15 protein-coding genes are annotated in these 17,343 nt (G+C 71.9%); 6 read left to right on the plus strand and 9 right to left on the minus strand.

Annotated elements, in window-relative coordinates:
* Nucleotides 1–27: 27 nt before the first annotated feature.
* A complete protein-coding gene (locus tag ABD663_RS14665) occupies nt 28–702 on the minus strand; it encodes a DUF305 domain-containing protein (protein ID WP_344739815.1) in 675 nt (224 codons plus the stop codon).
* A gap of 4 nt (nt 703–706) precedes the next feature.
* Nucleotides 707–1,417 carry a thioredoxin-like domain-containing protein gene (locus ABD663_RS14670; protein ID WP_344739817.1) on the minus strand — a complete coding sequence of 237 codons (711 nt, stop codon included), beginning with the start codon at nt 1,415–1,417 and terminating at the stop codon, nt 707–709.
* A gap of 271 nt (nt 1,418–1,688) precedes the next feature.
* On the opposite strand from ABD663_RS14670, the gene ABD663_RS14675 reads away from it, so the two are divergent.
* The gene (locus tag ABD663_RS14675) at nt 1,689–2,957 is read left to right on the plus strand and encodes a multidrug effflux MFS transporter (RefSeq protein WP_344740262.1); all 1,269 of its coding nucleotides are present in this window, start codon (nt 1,689–1,691) and stop codon (nt 2,955–2,957) included.
* Here ABD663_RS14675 and ABD663_RS14680 read toward each other — a convergent pair.
* Nucleotides 2,947–3,450: a nitroreductase family deazaflavin-dependent oxidoreductase gene (locus tag ABD663_RS14680; protein ID WP_344739819.1), complete on the minus strand. Its 504-nt coding sequence runs from the start codon at nt 3,448–3,450 to the stop codon at nt 2,947–2,949. The genes ABD663_RS14675 and ABD663_RS14680 overlap by 11 nt on opposite strands.
* A gap of 38 nt (nt 3,451–3,488) precedes the next feature.
* Between ABD663_RS14680 and ABD663_RS14685 the strand changes: the two genes are divergently transcribed.
* From ABD663_RS14685 to ABD663_RS14695, 3 genes are read left to right on the plus strand one after another with little or no spacing between them, the layout of a single operon-like run.
* A complete protein-coding gene (locus tag ABD663_RS14685) occupies nt 3,489–4,172 on the plus strand; it encodes a phosphatase PAP2 family protein (protein ID WP_344739821.1) in 684 nt (227 codons plus the stop codon).
* Nucleotides 4,173–4,181: 9 nt separating this feature from the next.
* The gene (locus ABD663_RS14690; protein WP_344739823.1) at nt 4,182–6,134 is read left to right on the plus strand and encodes a helicase HerA-like domain-containing protein; all 1,953 of its coding nucleotides are present in this window, start codon (nt 4,182–4,184) and stop codon (nt 6,132–6,134) included.
* A 42-nt stretch (nt 6,135–6,176) separates the two neighbouring features.
* Nucleotides 6,177–8,582, plus strand: coding sequence for an FdhF/YdeP family oxidoreductase (locus ABD663_RS14695; RefSeq protein WP_344739825.1), 2,406 nt, complete (start codon nt 6,177–6,179; stop codon nt 8,580–8,582).
* A 15-nt stretch (nt 8,583–8,597) separates the two neighbouring features.
* Here the strand turns inward: ABD663_RS14695 and ABD663_RS14700 are convergent, their stop codons facing one another.
* From ABD663_RS14700 to fdhD, 4 genes are read right to left on the minus strand one after another with little or no spacing between them, the layout of a single operon-like run.
* A complete protein-coding gene (locus ABD663_RS14700) occupies nt 8,598–8,867 on the minus strand; it encodes a DUF6457 domain-containing protein (RefSeq protein WP_344739827.1) in 270 nt (89 codons plus the stop codon).
* Nucleotides 8,864–9,466: a molybdenum cofactor guanylyltransferase gene (gene mobA / locus ABD663_RS14705; RefSeq protein WP_344739829.1), complete on the minus strand. Its 603-nt coding sequence runs from the start codon at nt 9,464–9,466 to the stop codon at nt 8,864–8,866. Before mobA ends, ABD663_RS14700 begins: the two co-directional genes overlap by 4 nt.
* A complete protein-coding gene (locus ABD663_RS14710; protein WP_344739831.1) occupies nt 9,463–10,704 on the minus strand; it encodes a molybdopterin molybdotransferase MoeA in 1,242 nt (413 codons plus the stop codon). Before ABD663_RS14710 ends, mobA begins: the two co-directional genes overlap by 4 nt.
* Nucleotides 10,701–11,555: a formate dehydrogenase accessory sulfurtransferase FdhD gene (fdhD, locus tag ABD663_RS14715; protein WP_344739834.1), complete on the minus strand. Its 855-nt coding sequence runs from the start codon at nt 11,553–11,555 to the stop codon at nt 10,701–10,703. The genes ABD663_RS14710 and fdhD overlap by 4 nt, the downstream gene beginning before the upstream one ends.
* A 210-nt stretch (nt 11,556–11,765) precedes the next feature.
* On the opposite strand from fdhD, the gene ABD663_RS14720 reads away from it, so the two are divergent.
* Nucleotides 11,766–12,386: a GNAT family N-acetyltransferase gene (locus ABD663_RS14720; protein WP_344739836.1), complete on the plus strand. Its 621-nt coding sequence runs from the start codon at nt 11,766–11,768 to the stop codon at nt 12,384–12,386.
* A 28-nt stretch (nt 12,387–12,414) separates the two neighbouring features.
* A complete protein-coding gene (locus ABD663_RS14725; RefSeq protein ID WP_344739838.1) occupies nt 12,415–13,956 on the plus strand; it encodes an SDR family oxidoreductase in 1,542 nt (513 codons plus the stop codon).
* A 25-nt stretch (nt 13,957–13,981) separates the two neighbouring features.
* On the opposite strand, the gene cydC is transcribed toward ABD663_RS14725, so the two are convergent.
* The gene (gene cydC / locus ABD663_RS14730; RefSeq protein WP_344739840.1) at nt 13,982–15,652 is read right to left on the minus strand and encodes a thiol reductant ABC exporter subunit CydC; all 1,671 of its coding nucleotides are present in this window, start codon (nt 15,650–15,652) and stop codon (nt 13,982–13,984) included.
* Complete coding sequence (gene cydD / locus ABD663_RS14735) at nt 15,649–17,325, minus strand: thiol reductant ABC exporter subunit CydD (protein WP_344739842.1); 1,677 nt, start codon at nt 17,323–17,325, stop codon at nt 15,649–15,651. The genes cydC and cydD overlap by 4 nt, the downstream gene beginning before the upstream one ends.
* Nucleotides 17,326–17,343: the final 18 nt, after the last annotated feature.

The raw sequence follows: 17,343 nt of genomic DNA on the forward strand, positions 1-17,343 counted from the left end.
CGCACCACTGTAGCGGCGTGCGTGCGTTCAGCCGCCGCAGCCCAGCCGCTGCTGCATGGCCTGCATCGCCTCGATCTCGGCGGTCTGCCCCGCCCGGATGCTGCCGGCCACCGCGAGGACGCGTGGCTCGGAGCCGAGTTCGATCACGGCGTCGGCCATCGGGATCGCCCCTTCATGGTGGCGGATCATGAGCTCGAGGAACAGGCAGTCGGCCTCGATGCCGTCGGCGGCCGCGAGGGCGCCGAGCTCGGCGTCGGAGGCCATGCCCATGGCCTCGCGGGCTTCGGCATCCGTCATCGGCTCGGTCGCGCTCACCCCGTGGTCGTGGCCGGCGTCGGTGTCCGCCATCCAGGCCATGGTCGCGGCGCCGGCCTGGGGAAGCCCCCACTGCACGAGCCAGTCGTACATCTCGCCCCGCTGCGCGGCCTGCCCGGTGGCGATGTCGTACGAGAGGACGCGCAGCTCGTCGTCGTCGGTCTTGCGATAGATCTCCATGGCCATCGCGATCGCCTGCGCGTGGTGGACCTGCATGTCGCGAGAGAATCCCGCCTCGGCGGAGGCCGTGGTCGGTGCCGCGGTGGCCGCCGTGCTGCCGAACGTCGAGAATCGCCCGATCGCGAAAGCGAGTGCCGCGATACCCAACCCGGCGAGCAGGATCAGCGCCCACCGGCCGGCGCGGCCGCCCGCGGACGACTCGGTCATCGCGTCACTGCTTGCCGGGCGCGTCGAGCGCGCCGGTGCACGCGGCACCGGGCTCGGGCACGTTCTGGCTGCGCCAGAACTCGGTGAAGAACTGCCCGATGCGCTCGTCGTCGACGGAGTCGAGCTTGAGTTGGCTGTTCCAGCCGCTCAACACGACGGGGGAGTCCAAGCCCTCGTACGGCGAGAGGATGACGTAGCTGGACGGCATCTGCGCTTTGAGCGCCTCGAGGTCGTCGCCGGCGACGGCATCCGCGTCGTAGGTCACCCAGATGGCGCCGTGCTCGAGCGAATGCACGGCGTTCTCGTTCGGAACCGGCTCGCTGTAGATGCCGCAATTGAGCCAGACGGCGTTGTGCGGGCCGCCGGCGGGGGGCGACTGCTCGTAGTCGACGGTGCCCGTGACGTGGTCGGTCTCGTTCTCGAACGTCTCGACCCCCTCGATCTCGGCGCCGGTGCTGTTGCCGGCCGTGTACTCGGGCGGCGGCTCGGGTGCGAACACGATCGAGGCGACGACGACGGCCACGACGGCGATGGCCGCGACACCGCCGACCGTCCACCACACCAGCTTTCCGCGACGGCGCTTGGCCAGCTGCTTCTGGTACTCGGCCAGCTTCTGCTGCCGCTTCTGCTCGCGCTGCTGCTTGACGGTCAGGTCGATCTTGGCCTGCGTGGCTGGATTGCCGCTGTTGCGCTTCTGGTCGGATGTCGGGGTCATGGCGATGATGATCTCGGCTCGGGCCCGGCCGGGCGATGGGGGATGTTCGCCCATCCTAGGCGCCGGGCCTGGGCGCGGGCTGATCGAAGAGTGCTGTCAAATCCGGTAACATCGTCACTCGAATCGATTCGACTGAAAGCCTCTCTTCGTGCTCGACACCGCATCCATCCCGGTGCAGCAGCAGTCTTCGGCGTCTCAGCGCCCGGCTGCGCCGCCGCCCCCGCCCGCCTCCCCGACGCCGGACGGGTCGCCGCCGCGCACGACAGGGGCGATCCGCACCCTCGGCGCGAACCCCGCCACCGCGCCGATCGTGCTCCACCCCGGCGATGCGATCACCACGCGTCGCCGCGTCGTCTACATCATCCTGCTCGGTGCGCTCACCGCGCTCGGTCCCTTCACGATCGACCTGTACCTGCCGGCGTTCCCGACTCTCGAGGCCGACTTCGACACCACGGCCACCGCCATCCAGTTGACGCTGACCGGCACGATGATCGGCTTCGCGATCGGACAGCTGATCGTCGGTCCGCTCAGCGACAAGGTCGGGCGGCGCATCCCCCTGCTCGTCGTGACGGCCCTGCATGTCGTCGCCAGCTCGGCGGCCGCGATCGCGCCCACGCTCGAGCTGCTGACGGTCGCCCGCGTGTTCATGGGGGCCGGTGCCGCCGCGGGCGGTGTCGTCGCTGCGGCGATCGTGCGCGACCTGTTCGGTGGGAAGCGACTCGTCGTGATGCTGTCGCGCCTGGCACTGGTGACCGGCGCGGCTCCGGTGTTCGCGCCGCTGATCGGATCCGCGCTGCTGCTGGTGATGCCGTGGCGCGGGCTGTTCGTGGTGCTCGCCCTGTACGGCGCGGTGATGCTCGTCTCGGCGATCGCGCTGATCCCCGAGACGCTGCCGCCCGCCCGCCGCCACGACAAGGGGGCGACGACGGTGTGGCAGCGCTACCGCAGCGTGTTCTCGGACCGTGTCTTCCTCGGCGTGCTGGTGATCGGCGCCATGTCGTTCAGCGGGTTGTTCTCATATCTGTCGGCCTCGCCGTTCCTGTTCCAGGAGGGCTACGGCTTCGACCCTCAGCAGTACGGCATCCTCTTCGCGGTCAACTCGGTCGGCATCGTGGTCGGCGTGCAGATCGCGGCGCGGCTGGCGGCGCGATTCGGGCCCCAGTGGGTGCTCGCGTACTCGACCGGCGCGCAGGTTCTGGCCGGCGCGGCGATCATCACCGCCGATCAGCTCGGCCTCGGGATATGGGGGACGATGGCCCCGCTGTTCGTGTTCATGACCGCGTGCGGCTTCACGTTCCCGTGCGCGCAGGTGCTCGCCCTCGACCGCCACGGCAGGGCCGCAGGCACGGCGCAGTCGATCTTGGGCGCGGCGAACTTCGGCGTCGCGGGCATCGTCGCGCCTCTGGTCGGCTGGGCCGCGCAGGACGCCGGCATCACCGCCACCACGATGGCCACCGTGATGGCGGGATGCGCGGTGATCGGTGTGCTCGCGCTGTGGTTCGTCGTGCGCCCCCGCACCGTCGCGCTGCTCACGCCGTAGGTCGGTCGTGTCGCACCGGCTGCAGCCGGAACAGCCGCACCGTACGGCCGGATGACCGCTCGTAGGTGCGGTACCCGGGCCATTGCCGCTCGATGAGGCTCCACACCGCGTCCCGCTCGTCGTCCGAGATGAGCGTCGCCCGTACCGCCATGTCCGTGCCGCGCACGGTGATCGACGCGTCGGGGTGGGCGAGCAGGTTACCCGTCCAGGACGGATGCCGGCCGCCGGCGAAGTTGGTGCCGGCGACGATCGCCCGCCCCTGGCCGTCGGGCGTGTACATGAGGACGGCATCGCGGGGTTCGCCGGAACGGGCCCCCGTCGTGTGCAGCACCAGTGAGGGCACCAGCAGCCCGCTGACCTGCACGCGTCCCCCGGTGAGCGCCGTCGCGGCACGCTCGAGGACCGGCATGATCGACGGGCCGAGGCGACGGAACCACCGTGTGCGCGTGAGGGGTGCAACACACGCACGCACGATGTCAAGGGTGCGGCTCATGTGCCCGGATTCTGCCGTACCGCTGGCAGGATGGCGGGATGTCGGACATCCGTGTCGCCTATCGCCGGCCGCTGTGGATCGGGGCGGGCCTCGTCGTCGCCGGAGCACTGCTCGGCGTCGGCATCGTGGTCGGCCTCGACAACGGCACGTTCGCCCTCGACCGCGCGTGGAACGACTTCCTCGCCGCGAGCCGAGGCCCGATCGCGCTGTGGCTCGCCTACGCCCTCGACTGGATCGGCGGCGGACTGATGGGCATCCTCGTCCTGCCGGGGATCATCGTCGTCGTCCTCTTGGCGCTGCGCAGGCCCTGGGCGGCCGGCTTCTTCATCGCGTGCGAACTGGCCAGCGCGGGCATCGTGCAGATCATCAAGCACACGGTGGGCCGCGCGCGGCCCGAAGACATCCTCGTCGTCTCCGATTTCGGATCGTTCCCGTCCGGGCACGTCGCCAACGCCACGACCATCGCCGTCGCACTGTTCGTGATCTTCCCGCGGTTGTGGATGGGCATCGCCGGCGTCGTGTGGGTCCTGGCGATGGCATGGAGCCGTACCTACCTGGGAGCCCACTGGCTGAGCGACACGATCGGCGGGGCGCTGGTGGGAGCGGGGGCGGCCCTCCTGGTGGCGGCCGCCTTCGCCCGTCCGCTGGCGACCGAGCAGGAGCGCCATGGGTCGGTCGGCGCTCCCGCCCGCGCCCCCGGGAAGGATCCGGAGCCTCGCTAGGCTGAGCGCATGACCGCGCCGAGCGATTCCGACCCTGCCGTCGCCGCCGCCGAGGCCGAGCTCGAGCGCCTGCGCGCCGAAGCGGCCGCGGCCGAGGCGCAGCTCAAGGCCGCCCAGGCGAAAGCGGCGCTCGCGGCCGCCGAAGCCGCGGCCGCGAAGGCCCGCGTGGGCGGCGACGCCCCGGACCCGAAGGCGACCCCCGACCCGGCTGCGACGCCGGACGGGCCGGCGGCATCGGGTTCGCCGGATGAGGTGATCGCGCCGGAACAGGACGAACCCACTGCCGATGAGCCTGTCCCGGCCGGATCACCTGATCTGGGCCAGGCGGCCGAAGACGGTCCGCTCGACGCCGACGAGATCCGCGCGATCATCGACGGGTACACCTTCGATGTCACGACGCTCGATCTCGGCGCGCTCGTCAACACCCATGCCGTGCCCGACGCGCAGATCCGCATCCCGCTCGGCATGATGAACCGCCACGGTCTCATCGCCGGCGCCACCGGAACGGGCAAGACCCGCACGCTGCAGGGACTCGCCGAACAGCTGGCCGCCAAGGGGGTGCCGGTGTTCGCCGCCGACATCAAGGGCGACCTGTCGGGCGTCGCGACGCCGGGGGTCGAGAGCGAGAAGCTGCTCGCCCGCACGGGGGGGATCGGGCAGGACTGGAAGCCCGAGGCATCCGCCACCGAGTACTTCGCGCTGGGCGGCATCGGCAAGGGCGTGCCGGTGCGGGCGACGGTCAGCGGATTCGGACCGCTGCTGCTGAGCAAGGTGCTGGGTCTCAACGAGACGCAGGAGTCGAGCCTCGGCCTCGTCTTCCACTACGCGGACCAGCAGGGGCTGGCGCTCGTCGACCTGTCGGACCTGCGCGCGGTGCTCACCTACCTCGTCAGCGACGAGGGCAAGGCAGAGCTCAAGGAGCTCGGCGGGCTGTCACCGGCGACAGCGGGCGTGATCCTGCGCGAACTCATCACGTTCGCCGACGGTGGAGCCGACGTGTTCTTCGGCGAGCCGGAGTTCGAGGTGTCGGAGTTCCTGCGCACCGCAGCCGACGGTCGCGGCATCATCAGCCTGCTCGAGGTGCCCGGGGTCGCTGACAAGCCGGCGCTGTTCTCGACGTTCCTCATGTACCTGCTCGCCGAGCTGTTCGAGATGCTCCCCGAGGTGGGCGACCTCGACAAGCCCAAGCTCGTCTTCTTCTTCGACGAGGCGCATCTTCTCTTCAAGGATGCCTCCAAGGACTTCCTCTCGGCGATCGTGCAGACCGTGCGACTGATCCGCTCGAAGGGCGTCGGCGTCTTCTTCGTCACGCAGACGCCGAAGGACGTGCCCGGCGACGTGCTCGCCCAGCTCGGGTCGCGCGTGCAGCACGCGCTGCGGGCCTTCACACCCGACGACGCGAAAGCCCTGCGGGCGACCGTCGGCACCTACCCGAGGAGCGGCTACGACCTCGAGCGCGTGTTGCAGGAGCTCGGCACGGGCGAGGCGATCGTCACCGTGATGAGCGAGAAGGGCGCCCCCACTCCCGTCGCCTGGACCCGCCTGCGTGCACCCCAGGGGCTCATGTCGCCGTCGGCCGACGCCGACATCGACGCCGCGGTGGTCGCGTCGCCGCTGCTGGCGAAATACGGCACCGCGATCGACCGCGAGTCGGCGCGCGAGGTGCTGACCGCCAAGATGGCCGCCGCCGACGAAGCAGCCGCCGCCGAGCACGCGGCGCTCGAGAAGGCGAAGGTCGAGGCCGAGCTCGCCAAGCAGCAGGCCGCGATCGACAAGGCGCAGGCGGCGGCCGACAAGAAGGCGCAGCAGGAATACGAGCGACTGCTGAAGAAGACGTCCGGCTCGAGCCGGACCTCGCGCAACAGCCAGAAGTCGCCGATCGAGGAGATCCTCAACTCGAAGACGACCCAGACGGTGCTCAACGGGGTGATCCGCGGGCTGTTCGGCACCGGCAGGCGGTGACCTCCGGCCGCGGCATCCGGCGCCGGCGGTAGCCTGGGGGGCATGGCGAGGAAGCCCCCCACGAGCGACATCGACGAGTCGGACCTGCGCGTATCCGACCGCAAGAAGGTCGCGGTCGGTGTGCCCGCCGTGCTGCACGGGCTGCAGGTCGCGGTCGACCAGATGGGGGTGGACCGCAGCATCCGCACTCTGTTGCGGGTCAACCAGAAGGACGGCTTCGACTGCCCCGGCTGCGCGTGGCCGGAAGAGGACAAGCGCCACGTCGCCGAGTTCTGCGAGAACGGTGCGAAGGCGGTCGCCGAGGAGGCGACGCTCCGCCGCGTGGGCCCGGAGTTCTTCGCCGCGCACTCGCTCGACGATCTCGCCGGCCACGACGACTGGTGGCTCGGCCAGCAGGGGCGACTGACGCATCCGATGATCCTCGACGAGGATGCCACGCACTACCGACCGATCTCGTGGGACGACGCGCTGCGTGAGATCGCCGAGGCCCTGCGGGGGCTCGACGACCCCGACGAGGCGATCTTCTACACGTCGGGCCGCACGTCGAACGAAGCCGCATTCCTCTACCAGCTGCTGGTGCGGGGCCTGGGGACCAACAACCTGCCCGACTGCTCGAACATGTGCCACGAGTCGTCGGGCTCGGCGCTCACCCAGACCCTCGGGATCGGGAAGGGGACGGTCTCGATCGAGGACATCCATGACGCCGACCTGCTGATCGTGGCGGGCCAGAATCCGGGCACGAACCACCCGCGCATGCTAAGCGCGCTCGAGAAGGCCAAGGGCAACGGCGCGAAGATCATCGCCGTGAATCCGCTGCCCGAGGCCGGTCTCATCCGGTTCGAGAACCCGCAGACGCCGAAGGGCGTGATCCTCGGCGGAACGAAGATGGCCGATGAGTTCGCACAGATCCGTCTCGGCGGGGATCAGGCGCTGTTCCAGGCGATCGGCAAGCACCTGCTCGAAGCAGAGGCTCGCGACGGCGACGTCGTCGATCACGCGTTCGTCGGCGAGCACACGAGTGGATACGATGCGTACCGCGCCGCGATGGCCGAGGTGCCGTGGCGCGAGCTCGTCGAGGCGACCGGGATGCCGGAGACCGCCCTGCGTCGCGTCGGCGAGATGGTGCGCACGTCCGGCAAGACGATCGTGTGCTGGGCGATGGGGCTCACACAGCACAAGCACGCCGTCGCCACCCTGCGCGACGTCGTCGACGTTCTGCTGCTGCAGGGGAACATCGGCAGGCCGGGCGCCGGCGTCTGCCCGGTGCGCGGACACTCGAACGTGCAGGGCGACCGCACCATGGGCATCTACGAGAAGCCCTCCGAGGCGTTCCTGGCAGCCCTCGACGCCGAGTTCTCGTTCACCGCGCCGCGCGAGCACGGGTACGACACCGTCGAGGCGATCCGCGCGATGCGCGACGGCACGGCGCGGGTCTTCATGGCCATGGGCGGCAACTTCGTCAGCGCCACCCCCGACACCGCGGTGACCGAGGCCGCATTGCGCACCATGGATCTGACCGTGCAGGTGTCGACGAAGCTCAACCGCTCGCACGTGGTGACCGGTCGACGGGCGATCATCCTGCCGACCCTCGGGCGCACCGACCGCGACCGTCGCGGCGGCACCGAGCAGCGTGTCACCGTCGAGGACTCGATGGGTGCCGTCCACTCCTCACGCGGACGCCTCGACCCGCCCGCCGACGACATGCTCAGCGAGGTCGCGATCATCGCACGGCTGTGCGGGATGCTGTTCCCCGACGGCGCCGCGCCCGACGACGCCCCGGCGCATGAGGGCGACCCCGAGCGCGGCCAGGCGGAGCGCGACGGCGCCGAGGGGGCGGCATCCGGGGCGGGTGACGGTCGGGGCGCGCCGCGCGCCGACTGGGCGGCGCTCGAGACCGACTATGCGCTCATCCGGCAGCACATTCAGAACGTCGTGCCCGGCTTCGACGACTACGAGCAGCGCATCGACAAGGGCCGCACGCTGATGCTGCCCAACGGCCCGCGCGATGCCCGCCGGTTCGCGACCTCGGACGGCCGGGCGCAGTTCACGGTCAACCCGCTCGAGTACCCCGTGATCCCTCGCGGCCGGCTGCTGCTGCAGACCATCCGCTCGCACGATCAGTACAACACCACCATCTACGGCAAGGACGATCGGTACCGCGGCATCCACAACGCCCGCCGCGTGGTGCTCGTCAACGAGAAGGACATCCGGCAGCTGGGCTTCGCCGAAGACGAGATCGTCGATCTGGTGTCGGAATGGCGCACACGCGACGGTGGGATCGAACTGCGCCGGGCGGAGCGGTTCCGTGTCGTGGCGTACCCGACACCCCAGGGCAATGCCGCGGCGTACTACCCCGAGACCAACGTGTTGGTGCCGCTGGATTCGGTGGCAGACGTGAGCGGCACACCGACCTCGAAGTCGGTCATCGTGCGGCTCGAGCACCGCTGAGGCGGTCGCGGGGATTCAGCCGTCCCAGCTCTTCGCGGCCTCGGTGATCGATGTCACGGCCGACTGCACGTCGGCGGGTGAACCGCCCGCCCGTCCGGCGACGAGGCCCGCGACGAATGCACTCAGCGGTGCTGCCGGGCGCGCGACCCCGTTGGCGACGTCGCGCGCGAGGTCGAGGATCAGGGAGATCGGGATGTCGTCTTCGCCGAGTCCGAAACGCTCGCGCAGCGCATGCGCCCATGCGTCGAGGGCTTCGGGGGGCAGCGTGCGGTTCGTCTCGGTCATGGTGCGTCCTCCTCGGCGCGGGCCCGTTCCAGATCCTGCCACGTGTCGACGTCGACCGTACCCCCGTCGACGTCGGCGATCACGGTGATCGCGAGGTCGTCGACCAGCGCGCGCACCGCGGCGTCGCGACCGGCGTCGGGCAGGCGGGACGCCGCATCCTCGAGCGCCGCCGTGCGGTAGAGGCCCGTGAGCCATTGCGGACGGCCGGTCGCACCCCCCAGGCACACGCCGTCACCGTCGGCGGGCAGGAGCGGGACCGCCGCCATGAGTGCGGCGACGGCACGATCGGCGCGTGGCAGATCGCACGCGAGCAGCAGCGTCCACGTCGGTCGGGTGCCGGCCTCCGCCCACGCCGAGAGCGCGGCGACGGCCGCCGCCGCCGGGCCCCCGAACGGCGGATGCTCGCGCACCCAGTCCACCGGCAGCTTCGGATCGAGAACGGGTGCGACGACCGTGATCGGGCGGGCACCGGCATCCGTCGACGCGCGCACCGCGCGCTCGAGCAGCGTCGTGCCGCCGACCTGGAACAGCGGCTTGATCTCGCCGTCGACGCGGGTGCCGCGTCCACCCGCGAGCAGGATCGCCCCGAGCTCGCTCATGTCAGCAGCAGCACCTCGATCGGGTCGCCCGCCGAGACCTCGTCGACGTCGGCGGGCACGACCGCGTATGCCTCGGCGAGGGCGAGGCCACCCGCGAGGTGGGATCCCGAACCGCCGCGGGTCGCCGGGCGCACCGTCCACGCTGCCGGATCGGTGCGGTCGATCGCGGCCGGCAGATACTGACGGCGCGACGGCGGCGTGCGCCATCCCGTTGCTGCGCGCACGGTGATCCGCGGTCGGTCGCCATCCGTCCGGCCCGTCATCGCCAGCAGCGCCGGCCGCACGAAGACCTCGAACGAGACAGCCGCACTCACCGGGTTGCCCGGCAGCCCGAACAGCAGCATTCCGCCCCGTGTCACGCCGAAACCCTGCGGCTTGCCCGGCTGCATGGCGACCGCGGCGAACTCCATCTCGCCGCCGAGGCTGCGCTTGACCGGCTCGTAGGCGCCGGCGCTCACCCCGCCCGAGAACACGATCGCGTCCGCGCCGAGCGCCTCGGCGTCGTCGACGGCACGCAGCACGCCTCCACCGTCGTCGGACACGCTCATCCGCAGCACCACCTCCGCGCCGGCGGCGGTGGCGAGCCCGGTGAGCAGCTCGCTGTTCGACTCGGGGATCTGCCCGCGGCGCAGGGGGGCACCGGGCGCCACGAGTTCCGACCCGGTCGAGACCACGGCGATGCGCGGCATCCGCGACACCGTCACGTCGGCGACTCCCGCGGCGGCCGCCGCCGCGAGCTGCAGCGGGCCGAGCATCGCGCCGGCATCGAGCACGAGGTCGCCTGCGAGGACGTCTTCGCCGCGGCGCCGGATGTGCACGCCCGCTGCGCGTGGGGGCTGCACCACACGGATGCGACCCAGCGAGTCGGCCAGCCCGCCGACGGTGCCCTCGAACGGCACGATCGCGTCGGCGTCGGTCGGCACGGGCGCGCCGGTCATGATGCGGGCCGCTTCGCCGCGGCCGAGCGGGGGATCGTCGGCGGTGCCGGCGGGAAGGTCGGCGATCACCGCCAGCTCGGCCGGGGCGTCGACGGTCGCATCGGCGACATCGGCGAAGTGCACGGCGAAGCCGTCCATGGCGGAGTTGTCGAACACGGGTATGTCGACGGTCGCCCGCAGCGGCTCGCGGAGGGTGCGGCCCAGGGCCGCGCTCACGGGCACGGTCGTCGCCTCGACGGTCCGCACGCGCGACAGCACGAGCGACTGCTGTTCCTCGACCTCGCGCATCGCCGGGCTCATGCCGGCATCGCGATGTCGACGCGTACGCGGTCGGGCCGGCTGTAGAGGTTCATCGACGTGCCGCGTACGAATCCGGCGAGGGTGAGGCCGGACGCCTCGGCCAGGTCGACCGCGAGCGACGACGGGGCCGACACCGCAGACAGGATCGGGATGCCGGCCATCACCGCCTTCTGCACCAACTCGAAGCTCGCACGCCCCGAGACCTGCAGCACGGTGCCGCGCAGCGGCAGACGGTCGGCGAGCACCGCCCAGCCGACGACCTTGTCGACGGCGTTGTGACGGCCGACGTCTTCGCGGAGCACGAGCAGGTCGCTGGTCTCGGCGTCGAAGAGGGCGGCGGCGTGCAGGCCGCCGGTCTTCTCGAAGACGTCCTGGTGCTCGCGCAGGCGGTCGGGGAAGGTCACGAGCGCGGCGGAGTCCACGCTCGCTCCGTCGTCGGCGACGGCATGCGACGAAGTCTTCTCGACCGCGTCGATCGATGCCGTGCCGCACAGACCGCACGAGCTCGTCGTGTAGAACCGCCGAGCGAGGTCGGGATCGGGCAGGGCGACGTCAGGGGCGAGGGTGACGTCGAGGATGTTGTAGGTGTTCCCGTCGGTGCCGCCGGTGCCGGGGCCCCCGCAGTGGATCGCGGTCTGGAACTGCGCCCCCTGCGCGATGACGCCCTCCGACACGAGGAACCCTGCCGCCAGCTCGACGTCGTGCCCCGGCGTGCGCATCGTGATGGCCATCGGCTCGCCGGCGACGCGGATCTCGAGGGGCTCCTCGACGGCGAGGGTGTCGGGTCGGCGGCGCGATTGCGCACCGATCGTGATCTTCACGACGGGCTTGCGTGCGGTGAGGCGACCCATGTCTCCGAGGGTAGCCCTCGCGCACGGGGGCCGCGCCGGCACGGCGGCTCCGGGGCGGGCCTTGGTGCTGCAGTTTCCTGCGGGAGCGCCGTCGCGCGACGCAGCGTTCGCAGGAAAGTGCAGCCCGCGCGCCGGAAGGTGCGGCGCTCGCAGGAACGTGCCGCTGTCGCGGCGGTGCGTGCACGGATGCCGCGGGCCTAGACTCGCCGGATGCCGCACCTGCGCCCCTATCGCAGCGCCGACCGCGACCGGGTCGCCGAGATCTGCGTGCGCACGGCCCTTGCGGGCGACGATGCCACCGGGGTGCTCAGCGACGACGCGATCTGGCCGGCGATCTTCGTGCTGCCGTACGTTGACCGGCATCCGGAGTTCGCCTTCGTCGTGGACGACGAGCGGCACGGCGTCGTCGGCTACATCGTGGCCGCTCCCGATACGCGCGACTTCGAGCAGTGGTTCCGCGCCGTGTGGTGGCCCGCGCACGGCGCCGCGTGGCCGAAGCCGACCGCCGAGGTCACCCGCGAGGACGGCGTGCTGATCTACGCGTACGGCCGCGGGCCCGGCGTCGAGCCGTACGGCGACCGATACCCCGCTCACCTGCACATCGATCTGATGCCCGAAGCGCAGGGGCAGGGCTGGGGCCGCCGCCTCATCGACGCGCTCGCCGGGGCGCTGCGGGATGCCGGCGTGAATGGCCTGCACCTGGTGGCCGCCGTCGACAACGTCCGGGCGCTGGCGTTCTACCGCCGCCTCGGGCTGGTCGAGCTCGAGTCGCATCCCGGCGTGCAGGCCTTCGCGCTACCACTGGATGCCCGCGCGTCAACCCCCGCCTGAGCGCGGGCCGTCGACGTAGCCTTCCGACATGGACGACGTCACAGCCCCGACCGGCCGCGAACCCGAGCTGCGCGCCGAGGCGCGCGCCGACGGGACGGCGCCACGGGCTCTCGTCGTGGGCGCGACGGGCTACATCGGCGGCCGTCTCGTGCCGCGACTGATCGAGGCCGGGTACCGGGTGCGTGTGCTCGCACGGGATGCCGCGCGGGTCGGCGCCTTCCCGTGGGGCGGTGCCGTCGAGATCGTCCAGGGCGACGCGACCGATCGGGGGACGGTCGCCGAAGCCGTCGACGACGTCGACGTGCTCTACTACCTCGTCCACTCCATGAGCGCGGGGAAGGGGTTCGAAGACACCGACCGCCGCGCAGCACGCACCGTCGCGGATGCGGCATGCGACGCATCCGTCCAGCGCATCGTCTACCTCGGTGGTCTTCATCCCGACGACAAGGAGCTGTCGCCGCACCTGCGGTCGCGCGTGGAGGTGGGCGAGCTGTTCCTGCGCAGCGGCGTTCCGACGCTCGTGCTGCAGGCCGGGGTCGTGATCGGCGCGGGCTCGGCGTCGTTCGAGATGGTGCGCCACCTCACCGAGGTGCTGCCGTATATGCCCGCGCCGAAGTGGGTGCGCAACCGGATCCAGCCGATCGCGGTGCGCGATGTGCTGCACTACCTGCTGGGTGCCGCGCGGGTCGATCCCGGCGTCAACCGCGCGGTCGACATCGGCGGCCCCGACGTGCTGCGCTACGGCCAGATGATGAACGGATACGCGCTGGCGGCCGGTCTGCATCAGCGGCCGATCGCGTCGCTGCCGGTGCTCACCCCTCGGCTCGCCTCGCACTGGGTGAACCTCGTCACACCGATCCCTCGGGCGATCGCCCGCCCGCTGGTCGAATCCCTGCAGAACGAGTGCGTGATGAAGGATCGCGACGTCGATGCGCTGATCCCACGCCCCCACGACGGCCTCATGCCGTATCGAGAGGCCGTGCGTCTTGCGCTCAGCCGCCTCGAGGACGACGCGGTCGAGACGAGCTGGCTGGACGCCGAGGTGCTCGGGGTGCCGAGCGATCCGCTGCCGAGCGATCCCGACTGGACCGGACGCACCGTGTTCACCGACGCCCGCAGCGCTCACACGTCGGCGTCGCCGGCGCGCCTGTGGGCGGTGATCGAAGGCATCGGCGGTGAGAACGGCTGGTACTCCTCGCCCGTGCTGTGGGCGATCCGCGGTTGGATGGACCGGCTCGTCGGGGGCGTGGGGCTCGCGCGGGGCCGCCGCAGCCGAGGGCGGCTCGCGGTCGGCGATGCACTGGACTTCTGGCGCGTCGAGGCGCTCGAGAACGGGTCGATGCTGCGGCTGCGAGCCGAGATGAAGGTGCCGGGACTCGCGTGGCTCGAGATGAAGGCGATCCCCGACGGCGAGGGGTCGCGCTACGAGCAGCGTGCCGTGTTCTTCCCCCGGGGCCTGATGGGACGCCTGTACTGGCTGGCGGTGCTGCCGTTCCACGGCTTCGTCTTCGCCGGCATGGCCCGGCGCATCACCGCCACCGCCGAGCAGGATCCCGCGATGGCCGCATAGTCGGCCGAGGCCGCACGGGTGCCCGTCACACGATGCGGCCGCCGTCGAGACGCACGGTGCGGTCGACGAGCCCGGTCGGCACGGTCACGTGCGAGATCAGCACGACCGCGCGGTCGCCGTCCACCGCGGTGAGCAGGTCGGTGAGCAGGGCATCGGATGCCTCGGGGTCGACGCCCGCGGTCGGCTCGTCGAGCACGAGCACCGGGAAGTCGCGCAACAGCGCCCGCGCCAGCGCGATCCGCTGCGCCTGCCCGCCCGAGACCAAGGCGCCGCGCTCGCCGACGCGCGCATCCAATCCACCCCGCTCACGCAGCCATGCGCCCAGGCCGACCCGGTCGAGGACGGCCTCGAGCTCGGCATCCGTCGCGGTGTCACGGGCGAAGAGCAGGTTCTGCCGGATGTCCTCGTCGAAGAGCATCGGATGCTGCTCGCACAGCCCGATCGTGCGCCGCAGGTCGTCGCCGGCGAGGTCTGCCGCCGCTCGGTCGCCGATCGTGAAGGTGCCGGTGCTGTCGAGGAACCGCACCAGCACGTGGGCGAGGGTCGTCTTCCCCGCGCCCGAGGAACCCACGACCAGGATGCGTTCGCCGGGCCGGACATCGAGGTCGACGTCGTGCAGTGCCGCGCCGTGCTCTCCCGGCCAGTGTGCGCCGACGCCGCGCAGGCGCATGCCCTCGCCGAGCGCCGGCGCGTCGCCGGTCGCGGGTACCGTCTCGTCGACGAGACCGTCCGGCAGCTCGGCGGGCAGCGCTGCGGCGATCCGCTCGGACGAAGCCCGTACCTGCCGCCACGCCGAGGCGGCCATCGGCACGGCGGCGAACACCTCGAACACGGCCATCGGCACCAGCACCGCGACCGCGAACGCCGGGCCGTCGAGCGATCCCGTGGCGACGGCAGGTGCCGCGACCGCGACCGCGGCGATCGATGCGGCGCCGGCCGCCAGCGAGACCAGTGCAGCCGTGCCCGCCTGCGCGGCCGATCGTCGGACCACCGCGCGGCGCAGGGCCCGGTCGGCGTGGCGGATGCGCTCGCGACTGGTATCTGCGGCGCCGTAGGCCAGCAGCACGTCGAGGCTGCCGAGGTGGTCGAGGAGGGCGTCGGCGAGCTTCGCGCGCAGCGGCGCGACCGCCTGCTCGGCCCGGGCACCCGCCGCCCACCCCCACAGCAGCGAGACCGCGGCGGCGACGATCAGGCAGGCGAGGAGCGTGAGCGCGGCCGGCCACCACACGACAGCGACCAGCACCACGGCGCCGATGGCGACCAGCGCGCTCGCCGCCAGCGGCTGGACGACGCGGAGGGGCAGGTTCTGCAGATCGTCGACGTCGTCGACGAGGGCGCCGAGCACCGAGCCGCGGCCCGTGCGCCCCAGACCGTCGGGCGCGAGCGGCACCAGCCGCGAGACGAGCGTCGACCGGGCATCGGCGAGCCGGCGCAGCGCCGCGTCGTGGCCGAGCAGACGCTCGAGGTAGCGGAAGACCGCACGCGTGAGGGCGAACAGTCGCACGCCGACCACCGCGGCGGTCAGGTAGAGCACCGGTGGCTGCTCGCCGGCACGCACGATCAGCCAGGCGCTCACCGCGAGCAGGGCGACGGCGGATGCCTCCGACGCGAAGCCGGACAGGGCGCCGGGCAGGAACCGGCGCATCGGGGGCATGGCGTCGCGCAGCACGGCGGCGGGCGTCGTCGGCGTGGTCATACGCCCACCTCGCTCGGGTGCAGTCGCACGACGGCATCGGCGATCTCGCGCGCCGACGTGCGGTGCGAGATGAGCAGGACGGTGGCCCCGTCGTCGGCGAGCGCGCGCAGCGAGCGCCACAGCCGTGCTTCGGTCGCGGCGTCGAGGGCCGAGCTCGGCTCGTCCAGAGCCAGCACGCCCGCGCGGCCGCCGAGACGCCGCGCGATGGCCCGCGCGACGGCGACGCGCTGGGCCTGTCCGCCGGAGAGGCCGGCTCCCTGCGCCCCGAGTTCACGGGCTGGATCGAGGTCGTCCGCGCAGGCGAGGGCGAGCGCCCGCCGCACCCGATCGTCGTCGGGTGCGGGATCGCCCAGGCTGACGTTCGCGGCGATCGTGCCGGTCACCAGGCCCGGTTGCTGCCCCGCCCAGGCCAGCCAGGAGTGCGGTGCGAGTTCGCGCACGTCGACGTCGCCGACCGTTGCCGATCCCTCGAAGTCGGCCGCGCCGCGCAACGCGGCGAACACGCTCGACTTGCCGACGCCGCTGGGGCCTTCCAGCAGTGTCACCGTGCCCGGCACGGCCACGAGGTCGACCGGCGCGAGCACGCGGGAGCCCCGCCGGACCTGCAGCCCGCGGAGGACGAGCGCTCCGCGTCGCGGTGGCCGCTCAGCCGCCCGCGGGTCGTGCGTCGTCGGCGTCGTGACCTCTTTCGGCGACGCGGCGGCATCGAGCACCTGGAACACATCATCGGTCGCGGCGACCCCCTCGGCGGCCGCGTGGAACTGCACCCCCACCTGGCGCAGCGGCAGGTACGCCTCGGGCGCGAGGAGCAGGACGAACAGCCCCACCGCGAGCACCAGCGATCCGTCGATCAGGCGGAAGCCGATCGACACGGCGACGATCGCGACCGAGATGCTCGCCAGGAACTCGAGGGCGAAGCCCGAGAGGAACGACACCCGCAGCACCTTCATCGTCTCGCGGCGATAGCGATCTGTGACCGTGCGGATGGAGGCGACGGCTCTGTGCTGGCGTCCGAAGACCTTGAGTGTCGACAGCCCCTGCACGGTGTCGGCGAATCGCGCTGCCAGCTCGTGCAGCGTGCGCCACTGGCGCTGCTGCACCGCGCGGGTCACCCAGCCGATCAACACCATGAACACGGGGATCAGGGGCAGGGTGAGCAGCACCGTGAGGCCGGAGATCCAGTCCTGCGACCACATCACGATGAGCAGCAGGGGCGTCGCGATCGCCGTCTGCGCGAGCTGGGGCAGATAGCGACCGAAGTACGCCTCCAGCGCGTCGAGTCCGCGACCGGCGGTCACCGCGAGCGCGGCGGTGCTGCGTCCCGAGATCCACGCGGGGCCGAGCGCGTCGACAGCGTCGATCAGCGCATCGCGCAGCTGCGACTGCACCTTCGCGGCCGCGCGTGCGGCGACCGCCTCGCGCAGCCACACCAGCAGCGCCCGCGCGACGACGATCGCGCCCAGCCAGACCAGCGTGGTCGGCAGATCACCGGAACCCTCGATCGCGCCGACGATCGCGTGGGTCAGCAACCAGGCGAACGCGACGATGACCGCGGTCTGCGCGACGGCGATCGCCCCGATCGCGACGAAGAAGCCCCGCGACGCGCGGGCGTGCCTGAGCAGACGCGGGTCGACGGGCGGCGTTCGCCTTCGCGAAGCATCCGTCTGACTCACCCTTCGATCCTGCCTCAC

The sequence above is a fragment of the Microbacterium awajiense genome (assembly GCF_039536545.1).
Lineage (GTDB): Bacteria > Actinomycetota > Actinomycetes > Actinomycetales > Microbacteriaceae > Microbacterium > Microbacterium awajiense.